General features: G+C 71.7%; 21 protein-coding genes and 1 riboswitch. Of the genes, 12 read left to right on the top strand and 9 right to left on the bottom strand.

Annotated elements, in window-relative coordinates; genetic code table 11:
• Window positions 1-119 precede the first annotated feature (119 nt).
• Entirely contained in the window at window positions 120-1028 is a 909-nt protein-coding gene (locus ABD259_RS15820; RefSeq protein ID WP_344104782.1) for an Lrp/AsnC family transcriptional regulator, read from the bottom strand.
• Window positions 1029-1671: 643 nt separating this feature from the next.
• Here ABD259_RS15820 and ABD259_RS15815 point away from each other — a divergent pair.
• The 3 genes from ABD259_RS15815 to ABD259_RS15805 all read left to right on the top strand — a co-directional run bounded on the left by ABD259_RS15815 (window position 1672) and on the right by ABD259_RS15805 (window position 4420).
• Entirely contained in the window at window positions 1672-2643 is a 972-nt protein-coding gene (locus ABD259_RS15815; RefSeq protein ID WP_344104780.1) for a DMT family transporter, read from the top strand.
• Window positions 2644-2650: 7 nt separating this feature from the next.
• On the top strand, window positions 2651-3895 hold the full coding sequence (locus ABD259_RS15810; RefSeq protein ID WP_344163395.1) for a glycosyltransferase: 1245 nt from the start codon (window positions 2651-2653) through the stop codon (window positions 3893-3895).
• A 201-nt stretch (window positions 3896-4096) separates the two neighbouring features.
• Complete coding sequence (locus ABD259_RS15805) at window positions 4097-4420, top strand: hypothetical protein (protein WP_344104777.1); 324 nt, start codon at window positions 4097-4099, stop codon at window positions 4418-4420.
• Here the strand turns inward: ABD259_RS15805 and ABD259_RS15800 are convergent.
• Window positions 4405-5409: a LysR family transcriptional regulator gene (locus ABD259_RS15800; RefSeq protein ID WP_344163392.1), complete on the bottom strand. Its 1005-nt coding sequence runs from the start codon at window positions 5407-5409 to the stop codon at window positions 4405-4407. The two genes, ABD259_RS15805 and ABD259_RS15800, sit on opposite strands and share 16 nt — an antisense overlap.
• 138 nt (window positions 5410-5547) lie before the next feature.
• Between ABD259_RS15800 and ABD259_RS15795 the strand changes: the two genes are divergently transcribed.
• The gene (locus tag ABD259_RS15795) at window positions 5548-6834 is read left to right on the top strand and encodes a pyridoxal phosphate-dependent aminotransferase (RefSeq protein ID WP_344163389.1); all 1287 of its coding nucleotides are present in this window, start codon (window positions 5548-5550) and stop codon (window positions 6832-6834) included.
• Window positions 6835-7021: 187 nt separating this feature from the next.
• Here ABD259_RS15795 and ABD259_RS15790 read toward each other — a convergent pair whose 3' ends face one another.
• A complete protein-coding gene (locus tag ABD259_RS15790) occupies window positions 7022-8275 on the bottom strand; it encodes a glycosyltransferase family 4 protein (protein ID WP_344163386.1) in 1254 nt (417 codons plus the stop codon).
• 226 nt (window positions 8276-8501) lie between these two features.
• Here ABD259_RS15790 and ABD259_RS15785 point away from each other — a divergent pair, with 226 nt between their 5' ends.
• Complete coding sequence (locus ABD259_RS15785) at window positions 8502-8753, top strand: DUF6457 domain-containing protein (RefSeq protein WP_344104768.1); 252 nt, start codon at window positions 8502-8504, stop codon at window positions 8751-8753.
• A 224-nt stretch (window positions 8754-8977) separates the two neighbouring features.
• Window positions 8978-10396: an alanine/glycine:cation symporter family protein gene (locus ABD259_RS15780; protein WP_344163383.1), complete on the top strand. Its 1419-nt coding sequence runs from the start codon at window positions 8978-8980 to the stop codon at window positions 10394-10396.
• Window positions 10397-10540: 144 nt separating this feature from the next.
• Here the strand turns inward: ABD259_RS15780 and thiD are convergent, their stop codons facing one another.
• Both thiD and ABD259_RS15770 read right to left on the bottom strand, forming a co-directional pair.
• Window positions 10541-11374 (bottom strand): bifunctional hydroxymethylpyrimidine kinase/phosphomethylpyrimidine kinase, encoded by an 834-nt coding sequence (gene thiD / locus ABD259_RS15775; RefSeq protein WP_344163380.1) that lies wholly within the window; start codon window positions 11372-11374, stop codon window positions 10541-10543.
• Window positions 11363-11482: riboswitch (TPP riboswitch) on the bottom strand. (Overlaps the previous gene by 12 nt.)
• Before the next feature lie 46 nt (window positions 11483-11528).
• A complete protein-coding gene (locus ABD259_RS15770; protein ID WP_344163377.1) occupies window positions 11529-12503 on the bottom strand; it encodes a DUF368 domain-containing protein in 975 nt (324 codons plus the stop codon).
• Between the two features lie 492 nt (window positions 12504-12995).
• Between ABD259_RS15770 and rocD the strand changes: the two genes are divergently transcribed.
• Window positions 12996-14273, top strand: a complete 1278-nt coding sequence (gene rocD, locus ABD259_RS15765; RefSeq protein ID WP_344163374.1) for an ornithine--oxo-acid transaminase — start codon at window positions 12996-12998, stop codon at window positions 14271-14273.
• 116 nt (window positions 14274-14389) lie between these two features.
• Here the strand turns inward: rocD and ABD259_RS15760 are convergent, their stop codons facing one another.
• Together ABD259_RS15760 and ABD259_RS15755 are read right to left on the bottom strand one after the other, a co-directional pair.
• Window positions 14390-15502 carry an SGNH/GDSL hydrolase family protein gene (locus tag ABD259_RS15760; RefSeq protein WP_344163371.1) on the bottom strand — a complete coding sequence of 371 codons (1113 nt, stop codon included), beginning with the start codon at window positions 15500-15502 and terminating at the stop codon, window positions 14390-14392.
• Between the two features lie 195 nt (window positions 15503-15697).
• The gene (locus ABD259_RS15755) at window positions 15698-16909 is read right to left on the bottom strand and encodes an 8-amino-7-oxononanoate synthase (protein ID WP_344163368.1); all 1212 of its coding nucleotides are present in this window, start codon (window positions 16907-16909) and stop codon (window positions 15698-15700) included.
• Window positions 16910-17458: 549 nt separating this feature from the next.
• On the opposite strand from ABD259_RS15755, the gene ABD259_RS15750 reads away from it, so the two are divergent.
• The 5 genes from ABD259_RS15750 to ABD259_RS15730 all read left to right on the top strand — a co-directional run bounded on the left by ABD259_RS15750 (window position 17459) and on the right by ABD259_RS15730 (window position 24379).
• Entirely contained in the window at window positions 17459-18823 is a 1365-nt protein-coding gene (locus ABD259_RS15750; protein WP_344163365.1) for an adenosylmethionine--8-amino-7-oxononanoate transaminase, read from the top strand.
• The gene (gene bioD, locus ABD259_RS15745; protein WP_344163362.1) at window positions 18820-19560 is read left to right on the top strand and encodes a dethiobiotin synthase; all 741 of its coding nucleotides are present in this window, start codon (window positions 18820-18822) and stop codon (window positions 19558-19560) included. The genes ABD259_RS15750 and bioD overlap by 4 nt, the downstream gene beginning before the upstream one ends.
• 985 nt (window positions 19561-20545) lie before the next feature.
• Window positions 20546-20923 (top strand): GNAT family N-acetyltransferase, encoded by a 378-nt coding sequence (locus ABD259_RS15740; protein WP_344163359.1) that lies wholly within the window; start codon window positions 20546-20548, stop codon window positions 20921-20923.
• A gap of 126 nt (window positions 20924-21049) precedes the next feature.
• Entirely contained in the window at window positions 21050-23035 is a 1986-nt protein-coding gene (locus tag ABD259_RS15735; protein WP_344163356.1) for an acetoacetate--CoA ligase, read from the top strand.
• A gap of 117 nt (window positions 23036-23152) precedes the next feature.
• The gene (locus tag ABD259_RS15730) at window positions 23153-24379 is read left to right on the top strand and encodes a heparan-alpha-glucosaminide N-acetyltransferase domain-containing protein (protein WP_344163353.1); all 1227 of its coding nucleotides are present in this window, start codon (window positions 23153-23155) and stop codon (window positions 24377-24379) included.
• 54 nt (window positions 24380-24433) lie between these two features.
• On the opposite strand, the gene ABD259_RS15725 is transcribed toward ABD259_RS15730, so the two are convergent.
• Complete coding sequence (locus tag ABD259_RS15725; protein WP_344163350.1) at window positions 24434-25213, bottom strand: enoyl-CoA hydratase-related protein; 780 nt, start codon at window positions 25211-25213, stop codon at window positions 24434-24436.
• A 115-nt stretch (window positions 25214-25328) separates the two neighbouring features.
• Window positions 25329-26033 (bottom strand): TetR/AcrR family transcriptional regulator, encoded by a 705-nt coding sequence (locus ABD259_RS15720; RefSeq protein WP_344163346.1) that lies wholly within the window; start codon window positions 26031-26033, stop codon window positions 25329-25331.
• Between the last annotated feature and the right edge of the window lie 164 nt (window positions 26034-26197).

Below are 26197 nucleotides of genomic sequence, written 5' to 3'. Positions count from 1 at the left end.
TGCCCATCTGGGCGGGTCTCGACGGCGGGCCCTTGGCCGGGATCCACTCCGTCGCGGACCGGTCCGCGAGCCGGACCGGATGTCCCCGAGCGTTCGCCGGGAGGGCACGAAGGCGGCCACTACTGGCCAATGAGCGACCCGCCGTTGCGGCCGCGGGGCGGCCGGACATCGTCGAGATGGATCCAGGTCTCGGTGACGTGTACGCCGGGCAGCGCGCGCAACCGCTCGTAGACGGTGTGCAGGATGGTCACCGACTCGGCGGCCACGGTGCCCATGAGGTCGGCGTTGCCCAGGCAGCGGGTGAGGAATCGGGTGTGTTCCCAGGTGGAGACCTCCGTGACGGCGTCGTGTCCGTCGGATTCCAGCCGGAGCGCGAAGCCGCCCCGCCGGATCAGGCCGACGGCGGAGGGGTCGAGCAGCGCCGTCACGCGCAGCACGCGTTCGCGCATCATCCGCATGACCCGGCCGCGCACCGCGCCGGGGGAGAGCCCGACGTGCCCGGCCAGCTCGGCGAACGACAGGCGGCCGTCGCGTTCGAGCAGGTCGATGAGGAGCCGGTCCACGTCGTCGGGCTCGATGCCCGGGGGTTCGGCGGCGGCGAGCACGGGATCCTTGAGGACGTGCGTGTACACCGTGGTGTCGATCTCCCGGACACCGGAAAGTGACCGGATCCGGTCGACCGCGGCGCTGAGCCGCGGCAGGTCGCTCCCCTGGACCTCGACGGAGAGGGGAAAGCGCCCCGTGGTCAGTCGCACCTCGCGCGCCTCGGGCATCCGGGCCACGGCTTCGGCGACCGGTGCGGCGCCGCCGCGGACGCGGATCGCCAGGTGGGCCAGGCTACCGATGCCGCGAACGGTCGGGTGGGCGACGCCGATGATGCGCAGGCTTCCGGAGTCGAGGAGGCGCCGGACCCGCAGCCGGGCGGCCGCGCGGGACAGCCCGATGCGCCCCGCCAGGGTCTCGAAGGGCAGTCGTCCGTCGATGCGCAGTTCACGGACGATCGCCGCATCAATGGCGTCGAGCTCCATCGTCACCTACCTCGTTCGGGGGATTTCGGCTCATTCTGCCCAATATCGCTTTCGTCCTCTTCGAAGCCGCCGGGACGTCGACTTGACAATCCGCGTGGCACTACTCCGGCGTATCCGGCCCCTCATACCCGCGGAGGATTCCCCGATGGGCGCGGAGGCACCGCCCGTCGGCCGTCATGTCGTGTCACATCGCATGTATGCATGCTGTGACGTGCGTGTTTGGTGGGGTATGCCCCAACTGTGGCGCACGGGGGATGATCGGTTCCGGTCATGTGCAATGCCCACGATGGTGGGTGTCCGCCACCGACTATTGACCGAATGTTTCCGCGTACTCCTCGATCTCTTGACGGACGCGGACCGATAGCCGCGTTATCTACGGTGGGGGTGTCAACCGGGGAACCGCCGCCGGGTACGGAAGAGAAGAAGGAAGGAGCGCGGCTGCTGTAGGAGGTGGACGCCGCCAATCGAGGGTGCGGTCGCCACCACCATCATCCGGGTGCTGGCCATATCGCCCGGGTGAATGGCTGGTCCGTATCGTCCACACCATGGACGGCGTCCCCGTGGCGCCGGGACGACCTGGAGGGGGGAGTATCGTGCCGGATCACCGGAGGTCGGCCGGTCGGCCCCAGAGGGCGTGGTCGGCGTGATCTACGTGTCCGTCGCGATCGCGCTCGCGGGGGCGTTCTGCCTGGCTCTCGGGTCCGCCCTGCAGGAGCGTGACGCCGTCCGCGCGCCCGGCCGCGGTGTCGCGCGCATGGACTTCCTCGTTCACCTGGCCCAACGGCCGCGCTGGCTGATCGGCACAGTGGCGGCGGGCGCGGGGGCCACCCTCCACCTGATCGCGCTCAGCGGTGCCCCCCTCACGATCATCCAGCCGATCGGCGTGACCGGCCTCGTGTTCGCGATCGTGCTCTCCGCGCTCTTCAACCGGTCGCGCGTGCGCCGCAGCCAGATCCTCGCGGGGGTCGCCGTGATGGTCGGGCTGGTGGGCGTGCTGTCGCTCTTCCCCCACGGCCGGGATGCCCCGGTCATGTCCGACACCACCGCCATGATCCTGGCCGGGTCCGTCATGGCGGTCGGCGTCGTCACCTACCTGTGCGCCCACTGGGTCCCGCCCGGCCTGCGCGCCCTGCTCCTCGCGGGTGCCGGCGGCACCGCGCTGGGCACCACCTCGGGGATCGCCCGGGTGGTCGCGGCGCAGACCGTCGTCGACGTCGCCGCGGTCTTCAGCCTGCTGACGCTGCTCGCTGTCGCGCTCGCGCTGTTCGGCGGGATGCTGATGCAGAACGCCTACCGCACCGGCCATTTCGCCGCCGCCTACGCCATGCTCCTTATCGCCGACCCCATCACCGGTGTCGGCATCGGTTCACTACTGCTCGGCGAAGGACTGCCGGGAACCCCGCTGGCCCAGGTGCTCGCCGCGATCTCCGCCGTCGTGGCGATCGTCGGAACGGCAGTCCTGGCCCGTGCCAAGACACGCAACCCCGAGGCCGCCCGGCGCTTCGGTACCGGCCGTCCGGACACGCTGTTGTCACCATCAGTTCAGGAGAAGCCGCATGACACCGTCGAACGACCTTCCCTTTCCTCACGCGAGCCGAGCGGGCCGGGACGGTGACTCCCCGATGCGCGTCGTGATCGGGACCGACACCTATCCGGCCGACGTCAACGGCGCCGGGTACTTCACCTATCGGCTCGCCGCCGGCCTCGCCGATCGGGGACACGACGTGCACGTGGTGTGCGCGTCGGACACGGGCCGGCCGGGGATCGACCACGACTCCGGGGTGACGCTGCACCGGCTGCGCTCCGCGCCCCTCCTGGTCCATCCGACGATGCGCACCGCGGTGCCGCTGGGCGTGACCGGGCATGTGGCCCGCCTGATCGACCGCCTCGCCCCGCACGTGGTGCACTCCCAGAGCCACTTCACCGTCAGCCGCGCCGCGATCCGCTGCGGCCGCCTCTCCGGTACCCCGGTGCTGCTCACCAACCACTTCATGCCCGACAACCTGTTCGCCCACGCCCACATACCCGAGCGCCTGCACGACACGGTCGGAGCGCTGGCCTGGCGCGACATGATCCGGGTGGCCTACGAGGCCGACTACGTCACCACGCCCACCGAACGGGCGGCCGGGCTGCTCCGCGAGAAGGGCTTCACCCGCCCGGTGGAGGCCGTGTCCTGCGGTATCGACCTGGACCGCTTCCACCCCCGACCGGACGAGCGCCGGGCCGCGCGCGACCGGTTCGGCCTGCCCGACCGCGACACCATGGTGTTCGTCGGGCGCCTGGACGAGGAGAAGCGCATCGACGACCTGATCCGCGCGCTGGCGCGGGTGGTCAGGGAGCGCGATCTGCAGCTGGCGCTCGCGGGCACCGGGCAGCGCCAGGCGGAGCTGCTGGATCTCGCGCGGCGGCTGGGCGTGGCCGACCGCGTCCACTTCCTCGGCTTCGTCCCCGACGACGACCTGCCGCTGGTCTACGTCGCCGCCGACGTGTTCGCCATCGGCAGCGTGGCGGAGCTGCAGAGCATCGCCACGCTGGAGGCCATGTCGACCGGCCTGCCGGTGGTAGCCGCCGACGCGCTCGCGCTGCCGCACCTGGTGGACCGGGGTCGCAACGGCTACCTCTACCCTCCGGGGGACAGCGAGGAGCTGGCCGGTCGGCTGCTCGACGTGCTGGGGTCGGACGACCGGCGCGCCGCCATGGGCGCGGCCAGCCGGGAGATCGCCCAGACCCACGACCACCGCCGCTCTCTCGACCGCTTCGAGGAGATCTACGCCGGGATCCGGCCGAGACCGGTGCCGCGCGCCGCGCGCCGCTTCTCGGTGGTCGGCCGGACCGACGCGCGGCGGCGCCAGGGGGTGGCCGCCTGATGGGCCCCGGCCGCCGGTCTCGGGCGCTACGCTCTCGGGCCGCGTTGCCTGGCCGCCTACCGCGGGCTCGCGGCCGCGGGTTGCGGACAGCTCACCGCGAACTCGGGCATAGGCCTATTCATCCCCGCATACACGGCTACTTTCCGTGATTTTTGCATCACATTTCGATGCTGGCTCCCTGTATCGGGATACACACCTAGTGTGTGGTTCCTGGGGGCAGGCCGAACACGCGGGGACGTCGAGTCCGTCGCCGCCCGGCTTCGTAGCGTCGAGCTCAAGGCCCAGGAGCACGAGGCCGACATGGCCGTCTTCGAGCGCGACCACACCGCCCTCGACCTGCGGGTGAGGCGGCTGGAGGGCGAGCTGGAAGACCTGCGCAGGCAGCGCATAGAGGCGTACGCGCGCTGGTGGAACACCCGCGAGGACCGCGACCGGGCCCTGCACATCGCGCGGCGGCTGCGGCGCCGCCTCGAACGGGCCCGGCGCCGTCGTCTGCGCCCCATCGACGGCTATGCCGAGGGCTGATCCCCGCCGTCGGCGGTGGGTAGGGCCGGACGCGGGAGGATCCCGCCGTGGCCGTCGCTCTCCAGGGTGTCGCTCAGTGTCTCGCCCGTCTCCGCGGCGGCGGTGAGCAGCGCGCGCAGCGTCACGTCGATCGACGGGCGGCGCAGGCTCGACGCCCGGATGACGGCGTAGATGTCGCGCGAAGGCGCGTCCTCGGGGAAGCGGCGGTAGGCCAGTCCGCTGCTCCCCGACACCAGGGCGAGGGCGGGGACCGCCGCGATGCCGATGCCCCGCGCCACCAGGCTGAGGATGGTGCCCAGCCCCTCGAATTCCCAGGCCGCCGAGGGGGCGCCGCCGATGTCGGCCAGCAGCCGGTCGGTGCCCTGGCGGGAGGGTTCGCCGTGCGGGGCGGCGATCCACGCCGCGTCGCGCAGGCGGTGCAGGTCCACCGGCCGGCGCGGGTCGGCCAGGGGGTGGTCCGCCGGAAGCGCCAGCACCATGGGGTCGCGCAGCAGGTGGATGTAGCGGAGCTTGCCCGAGCGGGTGTCAGGGGCGAGGCCGCTCCAGTCGTCGACCACGGCGACGTCGATCTCTCCGGCGCTCACTTTGTGCGCCCCCGTGCCCTCCGTCGCCTGGCGCAGCACCAGCTGCATGCGCTCGTGCCGACGCAGGATCTGGGCCAGCTTCGGGGCGAAGGCGACCGCGGCGGTGGGGAACGCCGTCACCGTGACGCGGCCGCGGGGGACGTCGGTCTGCGCGGCCAGGGCCGACTCCGCGGCTTCGACCAGGGCCAGGATCTGTTCCGCCTGCTCTGCCAGGAGTCGTCCGGTATCGGTCAACTCGGCGCTGCGGGCGGTCCGGTCCAATAAGGGGGCGCCGACTTCGCGCTCCAAGGCGGACAGCTGCTGGGAAACTGCTGACGCTGTGTAGCCGAGTGCCTGCGCAGTGCCAGATATGGTGCCGTGCTCGGTGAATTCTCGGAGGATCTTGAGCCGTCGGAGATCGAGCATCAGTTCATCTTACGCTGGCCATCGAAAAGACTCGCTTGTGGTGATGGATGACGGGAGGCAGGGTGAGAGTGGACGCGGGAGGAACACACATCCCAGCCCGCACACCCGTCACCGGACGTATGCGGAGTTGATCGCTTCATGTCTGTCAGCGTGTCGGCGACACTCGCCGTCAACGAAGCGCTCGCCGAGCGGCGGCGCCAGGGGCTGCCCGTACTTCCGCTGGGCTTCGGCGAGGCCGGGCTCCCGGTGCACCCGGCGATGCGCGACGCGCTGGCAGCGGGGGGCGACACCAACGCCTACGGTCCGGTCGCCGGACTGGAGTCGCTGCGGACGGCCGCCGCCGGGTACTGGGACCGCCGCGGACTGCCCACCGACCCCGACCTGGTGGTCGCGGGGCCCGGCAGCAAGCCGCTGCTCTACAGCCTGCTGCTGAGTATCGGCGGCGACGTCGCCGTCGCCGCGCCGAGCTGGGTCAGCTACGCCGCGCAGACGCATCTGGCCGGGCACGACGTCGTCTTCGTCCCGACCGCGCCCGCCCAAGGCGGAGCGCCCCAGCCCGACCTGCTGATCGACGCGGTGGTCCGGGCCCGCAGGCGCGGCCGCGACGTCCGCGCGGTCGTCGTGACCACGCCCGACAACCCCACCGGGACCGTGCCCTCGCGTGGGACGATCCGGCGGCTGGCCGACGCGGCGCGGGCGCTCGACCTGGTGATCATCTCCGACGAGATCTACCGCGACCTCGTACACGAGCCCGGCACCGTGGTGCGCAGCCCCGCCGAGTTCGCCCCGGAGCGCACGGTCGTCACCACCGGGCTCAGCAAGAACCTCGCCCTGGGCGGCTGGCGCCTCGGCGTCACCCGGCTTCCCGACAGCGACATCGGGCACCGGCTCCACAGCGACCTGCTGGGCGTGGCCAGCGAGATCTGGTCCACCCCGGCCACGCCGGTCCAGCAGGCCGCCACCTACGCCTTCGGCGAGCCCGCCGAGATCACCGACCACATCGCCCGCAGCCGACGGCTGCACGGCCTGGTCGCCCGCGCCGTCGCCGACCGGTTCGTGAGCGTCGGCGCCCTGGTGGCCCCGCCGCAGGGGGGGTTCTACCTTTACCCCGACTTCGAGGGCCTGAAGGAATCGCTGGCCGCTGACCACGGCGTCACCACCGGCCCTGAGCTGTGCGCCCTGCTGCTGGACTCCTACGGCATGGGAACCCTGCCCGCCGCGGAGTTCGGCGAGGACGCGGGGGCGCTCCGGATGCGCGTGGCGACCAGCCTCCTCTACGGAGAGACCGAGGCCCAGCGCTACTCCGCCCTCGCGGCCGACGACCCGCTGGCCCTGCCCTGGATCCGCGCGCACCTGGACCGCCTCGACGGCGTGCTCGACCAGCTGCTCTGCCGCGAACGAGTGCCCTGCGGCGAGGTCGGGTGAGCGGCCGGGAGGAGAGACGACGACCCACCAAGTGAGCACCACCCTGTGCGCATGACCCGCGGCGGCAACGGGGGCGAGGAGCGGGACCGGAGAGGGGCCGGTCCCGCTCCTCCACGTCGTCTGCGGGGCCGTTGAGGCCACCGTGGTCGTTCCTTCTGCCGTCCCGGTCCGCCGGGGCGCGGGGCGGTCAGCGGCGGGCCAGCAGGCCGGCGCCGGCGGGAGCGCCGCCGGGGGCGCCCGACTCCGCTTGGGCCCCCAGGGGCTGGGCACCCGTCGGGGCGATCACCTCCCGGTAGTGCCCCAGGAGCTGGTCGCCGATCACCTCCCAGGTCCGCTCCTCGACCGTCCTCCGGGCCTCGGCGGCCATCTGTTCGCGCAGCGCGGCGTTGTGCGCCAGGCGTCCGGTGGCCAGGCGCAGCTCGCGCACCGAATCGGGGGCGTAGAGCAGACCGTTGCGCTCGGGGACCACCAGGTCCAGCGGGCCGCCGGACGCCGGGGCCACCACCGGCACCCCCGAGGCCAGGGCCTCCTGCACGGCTTGGCAGAACGTCTCGTCGGCGCCCGTGTGCACGAAGACGTCGAAGGAGGCGTAGAGCCGGGACAGCTCCTCGCCCGTACGCTGGCCGAGAAACGCGACCGGCGCTGTGCCGCGCAACCGCCGCCGGAGCCGCGCCCGGTCCGGGCCGTCCCCCACGATCACCAGCCGCACCCCGCGCAGCTTCGCCACGTGGGCCAGCAGGTCGACGCGCTTGTCCCGGGCCAGGCGGCCGACGTATCCGACGATGACCTCGCCGTTGGGGGCCAGCTGACGGCGCAGCGCGGCGTCGCGGTGGCGCGGGTCGAAGCGCGCGGTGTCCACGCCGCGCCGCCACAGGCTCAGTCGCGGGAAGTCCTGACCGGCCAGTTCGCGCAGGGTCGCAGACGAGGGCACCAGGGTGCGGTCCACCGCGGCGTGGACACGGCGCAGGAAGGGCCATAGCAGGCTGCCCGCGGGAAGGCCGTAGCGGGCGGTGAATCCGGGCAGGTCGGTCTGGTAGACGGCGACCGTGGGCAGCGCCCAGCGGCGCGCGATGTCGACCGCGGTGTGCCCCAGCAGCGCGGGGGAGGCCAGGTGGAGGACGTCGGGGCCGAAGGAGCGCAGCGCGGCGGTAACGAGCCGCCGCGACGGCAGCCCGCCGGTGAAACCGCGGTAGAAGGGCAGGGGTACGCCCGGCAGGCGCACCACGGGGAATCCGGCGTAGTGGGCGGGGCCGGCGCCCGGGGCGAGGATGAGGGCCTGGTGGCCCCGGGAGGAGAGGTGTTCGGCGACCCGGCAGACCGAGTTGGTGACGCCGTTGACCTGGGGAAGGAAGGACTCGCTGATGATCGCGACGCGGAGGGGGGACGCGGGTCCCGAGGCGGCGGGAGGTGGGGGAACGGACGCGGACACAGACGCAGACACGGTGTATCTCCCAACGGCGGTGGGCTCCTCCCCGGCACGCTAGGTACCCCGTGTGAACCTCTCCGGACCTGCGGTGGTCGTCCGATTGACGATCTTCCTCCGGCTATGCGAAGCGCGGGCCGCCCTGCTTCCGGCCGATGTCGCGTGAGTGGAGGTGTTGGGGCACTGATGGCCGTAGGATCGCGAGCTGTCGCCAATCACGCGTCCACGGATTCAGGAGCGCCGCATGACCCTCGTCGAATGGGCAGAGCTCGTCAGTGCCGAGCTGGAGCTGGGAGAGGAGATCGGCAAGGGCGACGTCGATCGGATCCTGGACCTCGCCCGGGATGCCGCGCACTCGGTCGCCCGCCCCGCGGCGCCGCTGACCACCTACCTGCTCGGTGTCGCCGTCGGCCGAGGAGCCGACCCCGTGGAGGCGGCGGCCGCGCTCAGCCGCCTCGCGCTCTCCCACGCTCCGGAATCGCCCGAATCGCCGTGATTTCCGCTGGTCATGTGCCTGTCACCGAACGCACAAGCGATCACTCCGTGGAAGAAACGTGACGCATACGTGACGAAACCGGTCAAAAAACCATGTAAATGTGGCAGTGCGCTGCATCACGTTGATCGCGGCGGTGCGTCGTGCCGTCGTCGCCACCCCGTCCCCACCGGGGCGGAGGGCGGCGGATCCTTACCCCCTCGCTCGAACACATAGGGAGTTCGTCCATGGATCAACTCACGGACATGCTGGGCACCCTCTCCGGCATTATCTGGAGTGAGTACGTCCTCATTCCGTTGCTGCTGCTCACTGGGTTGTTCCTGACGATCCGACTGCGGCTGCTGCAGTTCCACAAGCTCTTCCACGCCCTCTGGCTAGCGCTGGTCCGCCGCAAGGAGGCCGAGGGCGTCCAGGGCGACATCTCGCACTACCAGGCGCTGAGCACGGCGCTGGCCGCCACGGTGGGTGTCGGCAACATCGCGGGCGCCGCGCTGGCGATCGGCATGGGCGGCCCCGGCGCCCTGTTCTGGATGTGGATGACCGGCCTCGTCGGCATGGCGACCAAGTACAGCGAGGCGCTGCTGGGCGTGAAGTACCGGCAGGAGGACAGCGTGGGCAAGCAGAGCGGCGGCCCCATGTTCTACCTCCGCCGCGGTCTTCCCGGCGGGCTGGGCCTGACGCTGGGCGTCCTGTTCGCCGTGTTCGGCGCCATCGCGGCCTTCGGCATCGGCAACGGCACCCAGGCCAACACCGTCTCGCAGCAGCTCAACAACGTGTGGGGCGTCCCGACCTGGGTGGCCGGTATCGCGATGGTGATCATCGCGGGCGCGGTCATCCTCGGCGGTATCAAGAGCATCGGCCGCGTGGCCGCCGGGATCGTGCCGATCATGATCGTGCTCTACATCGGCATCGCCCTGACCGTGCTGGTCGTGCACGTCGGCGACATCCCCGCGGCGCTGGCGCTCGTCGTGACCGACGCCTTCACCGGGCAGGCCGCCGCCGGCGGCGGCGCGGCCTCCGTGTTCGTCGTGATCCAGGCCGGTGTGGCGCGCGGCATCTTCTCCAACGAGTCGGGTCTGGGCACGGGCGCCATCGCGGCCGCCGCGGCCAAGACCGACCAGCCGGTGCGCCAGGCGATGGTGTCGATGACCCAGACGTTCATCGACACCCTCATCGTCGTCACGATGACCTGCCTGGTCATCATCGTCACCGGCGTCTGGGAGGAGGACGGAACCGGCGACGGCGCCCAGATGACCTCGGAGGCGCTGCAGAGCGGCCTGTCGGCCATCACGCCAGCCCTGGGCACCATGGGCGGCTACATCGTGGCCATCGCCGTCGCGGTGTTCGCCTTCACCACCATCCTCGGCTGGTCCTACTACGGCGAGCGCTGCATCGACTTCCTCGTCGGCCACAAGGGCGTGCCCGTCTACCGCGTGGTGTTCGTCGCCATGATCTACGTCGGCGCCGTCGCCTCCCTGGACCTCATCTGGGTGGCCAGCGACATCGCCAACGGTCTGATGGCGCTGCCCAACCTGATCGGCCTGCTGCTGCTCTCCCCGGTCATCGTCCAGGAGACGCAGAAGTACTTCAGCAACCCCGACTGGAAGAACCCGGACATCAAGGTCCCCGACGTGCGCCAGCAGTGATCCTGTCCAGGCCCCGTCCCGCAGACCACGCGGGGCGGGGCCTTCGTTGATCTCGGCGATATCGACCGAATAATCGCCGATATTCGGTCGATATCGCCGAGATCAACGGGGAAACGGGCGAGAGCGGTGCAGGTGGGGAAAGCCTCAGTGGTCGGCCGCGACAGCCCCCCACCACGCGTGGAAGTGGTGGACCGGGCCCTTGCCGCGGCCCGCGTCGAGGTCGTCGGCGCGGCGCAGGGCCTCGGTGAGGTACTCCTTGGCGTCCCGCACGGCCGCGGGGACATCGTCGCGCTGGGGGAGCAGGGCGGCGATGGCCGAGGAGAGAGTGCAGCCCGTGCCGTGGGTGTTGCGCGTGTGGACGCGTTCGGCGGTGAAGGTCCGCGGCGGCCGGTCCGGTTCGACCAGGAGGTCGGTGCTGCGGTCGCGCTCCGCGCCGCCCAGGTGGCCGCCCTTGAGCAGGACGCGGCGGGCGCCGCGCCGGAGGAGGCGCTCGGCTTGGGCGCCCATCGCGTCGAGGCTGTCGGCCTCGTCCTCACCGAGGAGCTCGGCGGCCTCGGGCAGGTTGGGCGTGATGAGGTCGGCGCGCGGGAGCAGCTCGCCGCGAACCGCCGCCACGGCCTCGGGCGCTAGCAGCCGGTCGCCGCTCTTGGCGACCATCACCGGGTCGAGCACCACGTTGCGCAGAGCGTAGTGGTCGATGGCCGCGGCGACCGCACCGATGACGGCCGTGTCGGACAGCATCCCGATCTTCACCGCGTCCACCCGAGCGTCGGTGAGCAGCGTGTCGAGCTGGGCCGAGACGAACTCCGCGGGGACGGCGCGCACACCGGTGACGCCGCTCGTCGACTGGGCGGTCAGGGCGGTGATGACCGTCATCCCATAGCCGCCGAGCGCGGAGAAGGTCTTCAGGTCGGCCTGGATACCGGCGCCCCCGCTGGGGTCGCTGCCGGCGATGGACAAGAGGTTGTAGCCGCGCATTGGCGTTCCTTCGCTAGTACGAGCTAGATCAGGTTCGACGGGTGTGCTCTCAGCCGGGACGGCGGGCCACCAGCGGGTGACCTCCGCCCGGCACCCCGCGCCGTGATGGACGTGATGGCGTGCTGGACGTCGTGATGGAGTTGTGGGGTGCCCGTCAGCCGCGGTCGGTCGAGTCGACCGGGGCGGCTGAGCGGTGGCGGCCGCGGGGCTCCGCGGTCCCGTCCCCGGTGGCCTGCCGCCGGGCCTGGACACTCCGTTCGAACAGCAGGACCGCGACGACGATCACGAAGCCCAGGACGGCGAGCGCGACGGTGACCGGGATATCGCCCTCCGGCGCGTGCAGGGTGCGGTTCTCGTCCTGCCACGGCCACAGCGCGCGCAGCGAACCGGCCATCAGGCCGGTCAGGACCACCAGCGTGATGTGGTGGTAGTTCTCCATGAGCCACTGCAGCAGCTTCACGAAGAACGCCAGGCCGATGACCGCGCCCAGCGCGAACGTTCCGATGTAGCCGAAGTCGCGGCCGTTCAGCGCGTCCATCGTGGCCGTGTACAGGCCGAACGTCAGCAGGATGAACGAGCCGGAGACACCGGGCAGGACCAGGGCGCAGACGGCGATGGCGGCCGCGCCGACGACGATGGGGAAGCTGGGGTCGATGTGGGCCGGGGGAAGGCCGGTGGCGAAGAAGGTCACCGCCGCGACGGCCAGTGCCAGCAGGTAGTGTCCCGGCTTCCACGTGCGTCCCGAGCCGCTGTAGGGCACCCACAGCGAGGCCAGGATCAGGCCGAAGAAGAGTGCGTAGGCGAACTGCTGCTCGTGCTCCACCAGCGGAGCCAGGAACTTGGCGGCGACGATCGCCGCCAAGGCCATGCCGATCAGCACCGCGATGATGGCGCCCCAGTCGGCCTTGCGGAACTCCTCGGCGGCGCGGGCACCGCCGCGGCCCCGCGGCAGGTCGCTGGCTGCCAGCCGGATTCCGTTCACCGCGTGGCCGGCGGACGTGATGAGGGTTTCGTAGATGCCCACGATCAGTGCGACGGTGCCGCCACTGACGCCGGGGACCACCTCCGCGGTCCCGATGAGGGCGCCGCGGAACGCGTTGAAGAGGTGAGTACCGACTGACTTCGCCATGTCTCGCGTTTCGTCTGAATGGGTGCGGGAGGAAGTACGGGAGCACGTGAGCTGCGTGCGGCCGCCACCACGGCCGGCGCGCCCCCAGTCTAGGGGCGACCGACGCGCGGGTCCGGCGCTGTGCGCCGAGGTTTCGGACATGCCGTTCGAACCGTGTCCCGTGTGTACCGGCATCGTATGGGTAGTAGTGGCGTCAACGCGTCGGGAACCCGGGAGGCGGAGGGGGCGCCCCGGTACGGCACGACGTCCGCGGCGCCCGGCGCCGGGGAGACGGGGGAGGAATGTGATGAGGGAACAATTCCGTGATGCTCAGAGCCCCGGCTGGGGCTGGTGGGGAGCGGCCCGTGCCGCCTCTTGTGCATCGGGGGCACCATCTGTTCTCCTGCTGGAGTCCGCCTGAGGCGGTGCATCGTGCGTTAACCGAACGGGTATTTCAAAATCGAATAACGATCACTGCTGTTCCGATCAACGGCGATCGAAGGGAAAACCTGGATGAGCGACACCCGCAGTCTGGGCGAATACACGGCCGGTGGGGATCACACCGGTCCCGTCATTTCGAGTAGCGACCACATCGGACTGGCCGAGGCACACTCGGCGCACAACTACAACCCCCTGCCCGTTGTCATCGCCGAAGGCGAGGGCGCATGGGTCACCGACGTCGAGGGCCGCCGCTACCTCGACTGCCTCGCCGGATACTCGGCGACCAACTTCGGCCACAGCAACCCCGACCTGCTGGCCGCCGCGCACCACCAGCTCGACCGGGTGACGCTCACCAGCCGCGCCTTCTACCACGACCAGTTCGGCCCCTGGGTCGCCGCCCTCGCCGACCTCGTCGGCAAGGAAAAGGTGCTGCCCATGAACACCGGCGCCGAGGCGGTGGAGACCGCGGTCAAGGTGGCCCGCCGGTGGGCCTATGACATCAAGGGCGTGCCCGACGGGCAGGCCGCGATCATCGTCGCGGGCGGCAACTTCCACGGCCGCACCACCACCATCATCTCCTTCTCCGAGGACCCCGACGCCTACGGCGGCTTCGGTCCCTACACCCCCGGCTTCCGCGTGGTCCCCTACGGCGACGCCGACGCGATCGCGTCGGCCGTCGACGCGACCACGGCCGCGGTCATCGTCGAGCCCGTGCAGGGCGAGGCCGGAGTCATCGTGCCACCCCCGGACTACCTTCCGCGCGTCCGCGAGATCTGCGACGAGAACCGGATGCTGTTCATCGCCGACGAGGTGCAGTCCGGCCTCGGCCGCACCGGCACCGTGCGGGCCTGCGAGCACACCGGTGTCATCCCCGACGCCTACCTGTTCGGGAAGGCCCTGGGCGGCGGCGTCCTCCCCGTCTCGGCCATGGTCGCCGACGAGGACGTCCTGGGTGTGATCAAGCCGGGCCAGCACGGCAGCACCTTCGGCGGAAACCCGATGGCCGCGGCGATGGGCCGCACCGTTGTGCGGATGCTGCGGGAGGGGCCCTACCTGGAGAACGCCCAGCGGCTCGGCGAGGTGCTCGGTACCCGGATCAAGGAGTTCGTCGGCAACGGCGCGGTGGCCGCGCGCAGCATCGGGCTGTGGGCCGGCGTCGACGTCGACGAGTCCCTGGCCAGCGGGCGTGAGCTGTGCGAGCGGCTCGCGAGCAAGGGCGTCCTGGTCAAGGACACGCACGGCTCTACGGTCCGGCTCTCGCCGTCCCTCGTCATCAGCGAGGACGACCTGAACTGGGCACTGGACCGGTTCGGCGAGGTCCTGGCCGAACTACGCGCGGAGAAGGGATAGCGCCCGCCTCCTTGGTACGGCGGTGCCCCGCGGCCGCGACCGGCCCGGGACAGCGGTCGTGCCCGGCCTCCGTCCCGCCCATCCGCGCCCCGCGGCGGGCCGGGGGCCGGTGCGCTCTACTCGGCCTCGGCGGCCAGTACGTCGGGGCTGGCGTTGTCGAGTGTGTCGCGCGCGACGTAAAGCGCGCGGCCGGGGCCGGAGGCGATCCGTTCGGCCACCCGGTCGGTGAAGGCTGCCTGCCCCGCGGCGTTGGGGTGGAAGGAGCTCCGGTCGACCTTGATGCCGGAGCTCAGGTCGCGGATCATTACCCCGTTGAGCCACGGCTCTTCGGCGTGCACCTCGTGGCCCTTGAACACGGTGTAGGTGTCGACGAACTCCACGCTGCCGACCTGGTCCTCGTCGACGATCGCGGCGTCGGCCTGGTTGACGGCGTTCTCCAGCTGGAGGTTGAACCGCTTGACCGTATCGTTGAGCCACTTCTGGTCGCTGACGGTGAGCGTGTAGTACATCCCCTGGGGTTTCGCGGCGAAGAGCCGCGGATACCCGACCACGACGACGCGCGCGTCCGGCGCCCGGTCGCGGATCTCGGCGAGCAGATCGTCGAAGGTCGCCTTGAACTTCTCCATCCGCTTCTCGATGTCCTTCACCTGCCCGGTGCAGGCGTCGGTCTCCACCAGCGGCAGCCGCACCATGCACGTGCGCAGCACCGGCGTGAACCCCAGGTCGTTGCCGCCGATGCCCAGGGTGATCAGGGACGTGTGCGGGGTGATCCGGTCGAGCTGGGAGTCGGCCGACCCGGCCTCCTTCAGCATGGCGTGGCCCCTCTGTGAGCTGCAGGCGACGAAACCGAGCTCACCAGCGAAGTCGTAGGCGCCCAGAAGGCGCTGCGGGTAGGCGTTGGCCGACCGCCAGCAGCCGCCGGACTTCGCGGTTCCGGGGAGGTAGTCGCCCGCGCCGTCGCCCGAGGAGTAGGAGTCGCCCAGCGCGACGTAGTGCCCCCAGGTGGCGGCCTCGACCGGGGACATCTCCACCCGCCAGTCGGGGACGTCGGGGTCATCACCGGGCGGTGTCGGCTGGTCGGCACACGCGCGGCCAGTGGCATCGCACCACAGCTCCAGCACGCCGTTGCGGGTGACCGGCACGACGATGACGAGGACACAGGCGAGCACGAGGGAGACGGCGAGGAAGCCCAGGACCCAGGTTCGCCGCGTGAGTTCCGGTATGCGCACTATCCCGTTCTGCCTCTCGTTCTGCGCCGCCTCATGCTCGGGTCCGGCGGCGCGACCCTGGAGGCAGGGTACCGGCCCCGCCTCCTGCTTCGGCGGGGGCACGCGTGACCGGGAGCGGCCGCGGCGCGGGTGGTCCGCGGACCACCCGACCGGGCCACCCGGTCGCGTCAGGGCGGGGCGCCGGGCGGGCGGTTCCTAGGTCGGCCGTGTCATGCCGACGACGTCGAGGACGCGCTTGACCTCGATGTCGTCCAGGTCGGCGCGTGCGGTGAGGCGGAGGCGTGAACGGCCGTCGGGCACCGACGGCGGGCGGAAGCAGCCAACGCGGACACCGGCGTCGCGGCAGCGCCGGGCCCAGGCCACGGCCTCGTCGGGCGACGGTGCGCGGACCGAGACGACCGCGGCGTCGGGCGTGCTCGCGTCGAGTCCCAGCTCCCGGAAACCCGCGGCCAGTCGGTGGGCGATCGAGCGCAGCCTTTCGGGCCGCCGCGGCTCGGCGCGCAGCACCCGCAGTGCTGCCAAGGCCCCGGCGGCCGCGGCCGGAGCCAGGCCGGTGTCGAAGATGAAGGTGCGGGCCGTCTCCACCAGGTGCCGGATGACCCGGTGCGGGCCGAGCACGGCACCTCCCTGGGCACCGAGCGCCTTGGACAGCGTGGCCGTGGCGACGATGCCGCCGCGGTCGTCCGGGGCGATCCCGGCGGCACTCAGTGCCCCGCGGCCGTCGTCGCCGATGACGCCCAGGCCGTGGGCGTCGTCCAGGAGGAGCGCCGCCCCCGCGTCGGAGCAGGCGCGGGCGAGGCCGGAGACGTCGGTGAGGTCGCCGTCCACGGAGAAGACGGTGTCGCTGACCACCAGGCTCCGCTCGGCCGGGTGTGCCGCCAGCGCGCGGCGCGCGGCCGCGGCGTCGGCGTGGTCGAACAGCGAGACCCGCGCGCCCGCGGCCTTGGCCAGCCGGGCGGCGTCGATGAGGGAGGCGTGGTTGTACCGGTCGCAGACGAGGTGCGCGCCGGGGCCGGACAGCGACGTGACCAGTCCGATGTTGGCCGCGTAGCCCGAGGAGAACACCAGCGCAGCCTCGGTCCCGTAGAACGCGGCGAGCTCGGTCTCCAACTCACCGTGAAGGGTAGTGTCGCCGGTGACCAGCCGCGACCCCGTGGACCCCGCCCCCCAGCGCCGAGCGGCCGCCGCAGCCGCCCGGGTGACGTCGGGATGCCGGGTCAGGCCGAGGTAGTCGTTGCCGGCCATGTCGAGCAGCCCGTCGTCGTGCGCGCGGGGCCGCGTCCTGCGGGTCAGCCCTGCGTGCGCCCGTTCGCGCGCCGCCGCCGCCAGCCAGCCGAACGGGTCGGTTAGGCCGGATGCGGCCGCGTCCTGGGCGCCCGATGCGCGGACGGGTGGTTCTGTCGTCACGTCGATTCTCCGGGCAATGCTGTGGCCTGCGGGTCGGGAGGGGCCGGTTTCCGCCGGTCAGGGCGGAGACGACCGATGCACCGCCGGCGCATCGGGACGATGGTAGACGGGGCCTGCGGGAGAGCCGTGGCCGAGGGTACTGCGGAGCCCGGGCCGGGCGCGGTTCGCCGCCGCGCAGTCCATATCCGCCCTGGCGTCCCTCCGCACGGGGCGGTGCCCGCACGGGTGGTGCCGTTACCCCTGCCCTACCGGGCCAAATGCGCGCCCACTGAAGATCGTGGTCGCGGTGGTCGGGACCTGCCGCGCCCGCCCTCCTCGCGGGCATCACCGCCATCACCGTCCGGCGCCGGGCCGGCCAGGTGGGGGCGCTTCCGCTCGCTCCTTCGTGTTCGCGCCGGTAGGGCAGAGGCACACGGTGCTAGGAGGCGGACACGACTCTCACACGCCCGCGACCGATTGTCATCGGCGGAACGGGACAAAGATCGGGGCCGATTTTGTGGAGGAGTCCGCATGCGGCCGGTCGGGGGCGGGTTGGGAGGATGGGCGACCATGACGCCACGCGTGACCAGTCAACCGGAGACACGACCGGGGCCGGCTCCCGACACAGGGGCCGACCCCGCGTGGGTGCGTGAGGTCGACCGGGCCCACCTCTGGCACCCCTACTCCTCCATAGGCTCGGGCCCCGCCCCGGGTGTCGTGCGCGGTGCGGCGGGAACCCGGATCCGCCTGACCGGCGAGGACGGTGTCGAGCGCGAGGTCGTGGACGGCATGTCCTCCTGGTGGTCGATGATCCACGGCTATGCCCACCCGGCGCTCGACGCGGCCGTGCGCGCGCAGCTCGACCGGTTCGGGCACGTCATGTTCGGCGGACTCACCCACGAACCGGCCGCGCGGCTGGCCGCCGCCCTCGTCGACATCACGCCCGCCCCCCTGCGGCACGTGTTCCTGGCCGACTCCGGATCGGTGTCGGTGGAGGTGGCCGTGAAGATGTGCCTGCAGTACTGGCGCTCGCAGGGCCGCCCGGCCAAGCAGCGGCTGCTCACCTGGCGCGGCGGCTACCACGGCGACACCTTCCAGGCGATGTCGGTCTGCGACCCCGAGGGCGGCATGCACGCGCTGTGGGGCGACGTCCTGCCCCGCCAGGTGTTCGCCGACGCCCCGCCCGCCGGGTACGACGCCGCACCCGACCCCGCCTACATCGGCCACCTCGACGCGCTCGTCGCCGAGCACGCCGACGAACTCGCCGCCGTCATCGTCGAACCCGTGGTGCAGGGCGCCGGAGGCATGCGCTTCCACAGCCCCGCCTACCTGAGGGCGCTGCGCGAGATCACCGAACGGCACGGTGTACTGCTGGTGTTCGACGAGATCGCCACCGGCTTCGGCCGCACCGGAGAAATGTTCGCGGCCGAGCACGCCGGGGTCGCCCCCGACGTGATGTGTGTGGGCAAGGCCCTCACCGGCGGCTACATGACCTTGGCGGCGGCGCTGTGCACCGCGGAGGTGGCCCAGGGCATCGCCGAGGGCGAGGTCCCGGTCCTCGCGCACGGCCCCACGTTCATGGGCAACCCGCTGGCCTGCGCGGTCGCCGTCGCCTCTATCGACCTGCTGCGGAGCGGCGACTGGCGGGGCGACGTCGCGCGCGTCGCGTCCGGCCTGCGCGCGGGCCTGGCCCCCGCACGCGACCTTCCCGGCGTGCGCGACGTGCGCGTCCTTGGCGCGATCGGCGTGATCCAGCTCGACCGCCCCGTCGATATGGGAGCCGCCACCGAGGCCGCACTGAACGCCGGAGCGTGGCTGCGCCCGTTCCGCGACATGATCTACGCGATGCCCCCCTATATCTGCGACGACGCCGACATCGAGCGGATCACCGGCGGGATGCTGGCCGCCGCACGCGCCTCGGTGGGGGTGCGATGAGCATCCTCGTCATCACCGGGACCGGAACCGAGGTCGGCAAGACCGCCGTCGCCGCCGCCGTCGCCGCCACCGCCCTGGCGTGGGGAGAACGGGTAGCGGTGCTCAAACCGGCCCAGACGGGGGTGGGCCCCGACGAGCCGGGAGACGCCGCCGAGGTGGCCCGCCTCGCCCCGGGCACGACGTCCCGCGAACTCGCCCGCTACCCCGAGCCGCTGGCCCCGGCGACGGCCGCGCGCCGCGTCGGAGAGTGGGGCGTACCTCCGAAGGAGACCGCCGACGCGGTCGCCGAACTGGAGGCCGACCACGGCCTCGTCATCGTCGAGGGCGCTGGCGGGCTGCTGGTCCGCCTCAACGCCGAGGGGACGACCATCGCCGACGTCGCGACAGACCTGGGCGCGCCCCTCCTCCTGGTGGCTCGGCCCGACCTCGGCACCCTGAACCACACGGCCCTCACCGCGGAGGCGATCCGCGCACGCGGCGCCTCCTGCACCGGCGTCGTCATCGGCTCCTGGCCGAACGACCCTGACCTCGCCATGCGCTGCAACGTGGCGGAACTGAGCACGATGGCCGACGCCCCCCTGCTCGGCGCGCTCCCGGCGGACATCACCCGGCTTCCCCCGCCCGACTTCGCCACCACCGCCCGCGCCTCGCTCGCCCCCGAACTCGACGGCACCTGGGACGCCGCCGAATTCGCCCGCCTGCACGCCCCCGGCCCCGCTTCTCCCGCGTTCCGGTGATCACGGCAGGAGTCTCAATTCTGTCCGTTATGCCCCCAACAGCCCTTTGGTCATCGACGCAACGGGGCTGGGAGTAAGGGTCTGCTGGGCGGCCTTGTCGGCGGTCGGCTCATCCGGCGTTCTTGGGTGAAAAGCGGCACCGAGGACGAGAGGGGGTTCGGGGCGCCGGGCTCCTAAGGGGGAGGCGGGCCGGGCGAGCGGCTGCGGCCCGCTTCGCCGGGCACCTCCCCGGTGGAGCGGTGGGGACGGCGGCGAGGGCAGGGGTTGGGGTGGCCCCTGCCGACTCCCGGGCGGGCCATGCGGGCGGCCCGAAAGTCGGATTTCGGGCCGCCGGGCGCCGCTTATGCCCGGTTTGCCACAAGTTCCCCGCGATGATCATGGTGATTCTCCCGGCACACCGGGCATAACCGGGTCCCTGGCCATGATCATCGACGGAAGGGGCCACGGCAGGGTGGCGCTCCCGCATCGTGGAAGCCCCTTTGTGGCAAGCGAGAGGCGCCTCGCACGCCGCGAACCGCCCCCCGACGACCCCCGCCACGGGACCGGCGCCCCCTTCCGCCCTCGGTGCCGCTTTTCACCACCAGACACCGGACTGGCGACCGCGGAGAAGGCCGCCCAGCAGACCCCTGCCCCCTGCCCTCGTCCCGCGATGATCATGGCCCTTGTCCCCATTCTGTCCGGTTTGCCGGGACCATGGCCATGATCATCGCCAGAGGGGGTGCGGCGGGAGAGCGCTCCCGCAGGTGATGCGGAACCCCCGGGTTCCGGTTGCCCGGAGGATGCCGGACCTGCCGCCGGTCTGGTGTCCCGCGGGCGGCACGGCGGGCACCGTGGGCGGTGCCAAGATGGAGGGATGCCTTCGATACGTCCCGCCCGGCACGCTGACGTCCGGGACCTGAGCGAGGTGTTCCACGCGGCTGCGCTGGCCGGGTGGTCGCACTTCCTGCCCCAGCAACGCCTGCGGGACTAGCCTCGCAAGGACGACATGTTCGCCCGGGCTGTTCGTGCGCCCGAGGTCACGGTGCAGGTCGCTGTGTCCGAAGGGCTGGTGACCGGTTTCGCCCTCACCCGCCCGACCGGTGACCGCCCGCAGGCACGGAGAACGGGTGAACTGCATATGTTCTACGTCCACCCGTCGGCATGGGGGACCGGCACCGCCGACACGTTGATGGCCGCGGCCATCAACGACCTCACCAGGAGGGGCTTCGCCCGAGCCACGCTGTGGACCGCCGAGGACAACCACCGCCCTCGCTCCTTCTACGGTCGCGTCGGCTGGGCGCCGGATGGCACCACCCGCTCCAAGACCAGGTACGGCGTCACCTTCGGCGAGCTCAGGTACGGAATCGCGCTCCACGGAGGCTGAGGCAGGCAAGCCGAACTCTGGGAGTGTGAAACAACGTGACCCCAGCACATATCGCGCGGCACCCTTTGCTGTTAGATGTGGTCCAGAGTCATGTGAGCCCGCGAAAGCTGACGGAGGCGCTGAACCATGTCCCAACGGTCACATCCCCAGCCACCGGTGCTTTGGGAACCGAGGGCCGAGCAGCGCGAGCGCGCGCAGATCACCGCATTCGCCCGGTGGGTGGCGGAGAACCGGGGGGTGCGGGCCGAGGACTACGACGCGTTGTGGCGCTGGTCGGTGACCGACCTGGACGGATTCTGGTCGGCGATCTGGGAGTACTTCGACATCCAAGCCGACACCCCCTACGAACGTGTGTTCGGGCGGCGGGAGATGCCCGGTGCCGAGTGGTTCCCCGGGGCGAAGCTCAACTACGCGCGGCACATCTTCCGCGACCGCGACGACGACGCCGTCGCCATCCGGCACGCCTCGGAGCTCCGGGTGCTGGGCGCGTGGACCTGGGGCGAGCTGAAGCGGCGCACCGCAGCGATCGCCGCGGGGCTGCGCCGCCTCGGTGTCGGCCCCGGGGACCGGGTCGTCGGCTACCTGCCGAACATCCCCGAATCCGCCGCCGCGTTCTTCGCCTGCGCGTCCATCGGCGCGGTGTGGTCCTCGTGCTCGCCCGACTTCGGCGTGCGCAGTGTCGTCGACCGGTTCGCGCAGATCGAGCCCAAGGTGCTGCTCGCCGTCGACGGCTACCGCTACGGGGGCAAGGACTTCGACCGCACCGACGTGGTGAGCGCCCTGCGCGAGCGGCTGCCCTCGCTGGAGCACACCGTGATGCTGTCCTACCTGGCCGGGCGGCCCCTCGACGGCACGCTGACCTGGGAGGAGCTCGAAGCGTCGGGGGAGGGGGCCGAGCTCGCCTTCGAACCGGTGCCCTTCGACCACCCGCTGTGGGTGCTCTACTCCTCCGGCACCACCGGCCTGCCCAAAGCCATCGTTCAGGGACACGGCGGCATCCTGCTGGAGCAGCTGAAGAACATCGAGCTGCACCTGGACGCCCAGGATGGCGACCGCGTCTTCTGGTTCACCACCACCGGCTGGATGATGTGGAACCTGCTGGTGAGCGTGTTGCTGACCCGGGCGTCCATCGTGCTGTACGACGGCAGCCCCGGCCACCCCGACCTCGGCACGCTGTGGGACCTGGCCGAGCGCGCCGGGGTCACCGTCTTCGGTACCAGCGCCGGATACCTGTCGGCCTGTATGAAGGAGGGCATCCACCCCACCGAGGGGCGCGACTTGTCCGCCGTGCGTGCCATCGGCTCCACCGGATCCCCGCTGAGCCCCGAGGGGTTCGCCTGGTGCTACCGGGAGTTCAGCGACGACCTCTGGCTCTTCTCCACCAGCGGCGGCACCGACATCTGCAGCTGTCTGGTCGGCGGCGTGCCCACGCTCCCCGTCTACGAGGGGGAGATCCAGGCGCGCTCGCTGGGCATGGCCGTCGCCGCGTGGGATCCCGACGGGAAGGAGGTCGTGGGCGAGGTCGGCGAGCTGGTGGTGACCGAGCCCGCACCGTCGATGCCGCTGTACTTCTGGGGCGACACCGACGGCGAGCGGCTGCGCGACAGCTACTTCTCCATGTATCCGGGCATCTGGCGGCACGGCGACTGGATCGAGATCACCGAGCGCGGCACCGCCATCATCTACGGCCGCTCGGACTCCACCATCAACCGCGGCGGGATCCGCATGGGCACCAGCGAGATCTACCGTGCGGTGCTGGCGCTGGAGGAGATCGTCGACGCGCTGGTGGTGGACGTCCCGCAGCCCGACGGCGGGTCGCGGATCGAGCTGTTCGTGGTGGTGCGCGAGGGCGTGGCCCTGGACGACACGCTGACCAGGGCCATCGCGCGGCGGATCCGCGAGGATTGCTCACCGCGCCACGTTCCCGACGCCGTGCACGCGATCGCGGAGGTCCCGCGCACCCTGTCCGGCAAGGTCCTGGAGGTTCCAGTCAAGCGCATCCTGATGGGGGAGCGGCCGGAAAAGGTGGCCAGCCGCGATTCGCTCGCCAACCCCGAGGCGCTGGACTTCTTCACCCGGCTCGCCGAGGAGCGGGGGCGCGCCACCCCCTGACGTGCTGCCCTCCCCTCGGAGCCGAGGGGGGAATGGCGGGCGGCGACGGGGCGGGCCGGCGATAGCGGAGATAGGAGAAGAGGACACCGATGCCCGAGACGCCCTAGTCTGGGCGTCGTGTCCCAGCAGGTATCCGGTGCCGCGCCGGAATCGGCGGCCGTCGTACTCCCGGGCAGGATCGCCGGGATCGACGCCGCCCGCGCGCTCGCCATCTTCGGTATGTTCACCGTCCACCTCGGTGTGGGCGCCATCGGCCTGCTGGACGTCGACGCCGCCGAGGTGGTCCACGGCCTGGCGCGGGGGCGCTCCTCGGCGCTCTTCGCGTTCCTGGCCGGGGTGTCGCTGGCCCTCATGACGGGGCGCGGCGCGCCCCTGTCGGGCGCACCGCTGCACCGGGTGAGCGCGCGCATCCTCGTGCGGGTGGTGGCGTTGGCGCTCCTCGGCGGCGCCGTGGACCTGCTCGGCGCCCCCGTGGCCGTGATCCTGACCTACTACGCGGGGTTCTTCCTCCTCGCCCTCCCACTGCTGAAGCTGCGCGCTCCCGCGTTGGCCGCCGCCGCGGCCGCCGTGGGGCTGCTCGGCCCGCAGGTGTCGTTCCTCCTGCGCGACGAGCTGCGCCTCGCGTCCGGCCATGCCTCCTCCATCGAGGGACTCACCGACTTCCTGCTGACCGGCTACTACCCGGCCTGCACGTTCATGGCCTTCGTGATCGCCGGGTTGGCCGTCGGCCGCCTCGAACTCACCGCGCCGCGCGTGCGGCTGGGATTGGCCGGGGTTGGCGCGGGGCTGGTCGCGCTCGGCTATGGGGCGTCGTGGCTGCTGGTGTACCCGCTGGGCGGTCTCCAGCGACTGGTGGCGGAGGCGGGCCCCGGCCTCACCGGTGTCGATCCCGCGCTGCTCGGACCGATCCGCGCGTGGATGGTCGAGCAGATCTACGACCTGCACGGCCAGGTGCCGACGGACAGCGTGTGGTGGCTGCTGGTGGCCTCGCCGCACAGCGGGACCAGCTTCGAGATCGCCGGTGCGCTCGGTGTCGCACTGCTGGTCCTCGTCGGCTGCATGGCGCTGACTGACGTGGCCGGGGCGGTCCTCTATCCGCTGGCCGCGGCCGGGGCCATGGCACTCACCCTCTACGTCGGCCACATCGTGGCGATGGCGCTGTTCGGCATGTCCTTCCTGGACGTCGCGCCGTTCCGGCTGGAGCTGTTCGTCGTCGCCTCGCTGACCTTCGCGACGCTGTGGCGGCTGGTTGTGGGCCGCGGCCCGTTGGAACAGGGCCTGACGTGGCTCGCTGGCCTCGGCCCCCTGCTGCTGCCGCGTGCCGAGGGGCTTCCGCGGCGGTGACGGCGGCTCCCGGCCGGTGCCCCCGGGGTGGGCCGCGTTCGTGCTGCCGCGACCTCAGGTCGGCCATGAGGGCGAACGCTTCTCCAGGAACGCCGCGACGCCCTCGCGTGCCTCGGGTGTCTGGCTGCTCGCCGCCATCACCTCCAGGGCGTAGGTGTAGGCGTCGGACTCGGGGCGGTCGAGTTGGGCGTACATCGCCTGTTTGCCCAGCGCCTTGCTGCGCGGCCCGCCGCGGGTGGCGCGCTCCAGCAGATCCCGGGTGGCCTGGTGCAGCTTGTCGTCGGGCACCGCCTGGTTGACCAGCCCCCAGTCAGCGGCGGTCGCGGCGTCCACGACATCGCCGGTCAGGGCCATTTCCATGGCGCGTTTGCGGCCGATATTGCGCGAGATCGCCACCATTGGCGTGTGGCAGAACCAGCCGCCCTTGCCGCCGGGCGCGGCGAATCCGGCGCTGTGCGCCGCGACAGCGAGGTCACAGCTGGCCACCAGCTGGCATCCGGCGGCCGTGGCCAGCCCGTGCACGCGCGCGATGACAACCTGCGGCACGGACTGGAGGGTGCGCATGAGGTGGGTGCAGGTGCGCAGCAGTTCCCGCGCTTGGGCGTGGTCGGCAGCGGCGACCTCGGCGAAGTCGTGTCCGGCGCTGAAGACGGGACCGTTAGCGGCCAGCGTGATTCCGAGGGCGTCGCTCGCGCCGATCTCTGCGAACGCCGCGATCAGTTCCCGCATGTGCGCGGAGGAGAGCGCGTTGCGGCGCTGGGGCCGGTTCATCGTGACGGTGACGTAGCCGTCGTCTCGCTCGACGAGGATGCACTCGTAGTCGGCAGTGTCCATAAAACCGACGCTACGCCGATCGCGCCGGGGGAGCCACGGGGCGAGAAAATCAGTGGCGCCCGTCGGGGGTGGGGTGACAGGATCTGTGTCCATGTCGGGGGCGGGAGCACGCGGTTCAGCCGCTGTGTTCCCGCTCCGACGTCGGCCGTGGTTCCGGTTCCGCGTCCCGCGCGGGCGCGGTGTGCCAGTCCTCGGTGAGGGCGGGCACCATGCCCGCCAGGCACTCCCGCAGCCCCTCGAAGAGGTCGTCGGCGCTCGGCGTCTTCTCGTTGTCCCGCCAGCGCATGATGCCGGTGTGCACGGCGGCGCTGAAGGCCGCCATGCACAGCCGCGGACGCAGGTCCGTGTCGGGGTCGAGGCCGGAGCGCCGGGCGAGCAGGGAGACGGCGCGCTCTTGGTGCTCGCTGGAGCGCCGCAGGTAGGCGGCGAGCAGTTGGGGTGAGTCGCCGCAGAGCTGGATGAGGGTCTGGTGGGCGACGACGGCGTGCTCGTCGAGCTCGCGCCACGTGTCGGTGAGCGCGTTGACCAGGGCGTCGTAGGGGGACTCCGGTTCGGGTCGGGCGGCCAGCTTGGCCTGGAAGGTCTCCTCGATGTCGTCCTGGAGGGAGAGGAGGACCTCCTCCTTGCTGGGGAAGTAGCGGAACAGCGTGCGCTGGGACACGTCGGCGGCGGCCGCGATCTCCTCGGTCGTGGTCGCGGCGAAGCCCTTTCGGCTGTAGAGCCGCAGCGCCGCCTCGACCAGTGCCTCGCGGGTGCGCGCCTTCTTGCGCTCGCGCAGTCCGAGGCCGGGAGCGTCGTCGACCGTGGTGATTGTGACCACCTCTCTTCGCGGCGGGTGCTGTTCGCCCTGCGTGAGAGAGGATACCCGGCGGTTGTCAAAATAAGTCAGCGATTGCCACTTGTCAGTCGCTGACATAATCTGAGCCGGTGATGGCCGGGGGACACAAAGGCGCGAGGAGCGTCGAGACAGGGGGACAGGAACAC

The organism is Nocardiopsis rhodophaea, from assembly GCF_039530945.1.
GTDB classification, from domain to species: Bacteria; Actinomycetota; Actinomycetes; order Streptosporangiales; family Streptosporangiaceae; genus Nocardiopsis_C; species Nocardiopsis_C rhodophaea.
Note: the sequence above shows the minus strand (reverse complement) of the source record. Positions and strands in the feature narration are given on the sequence as shown.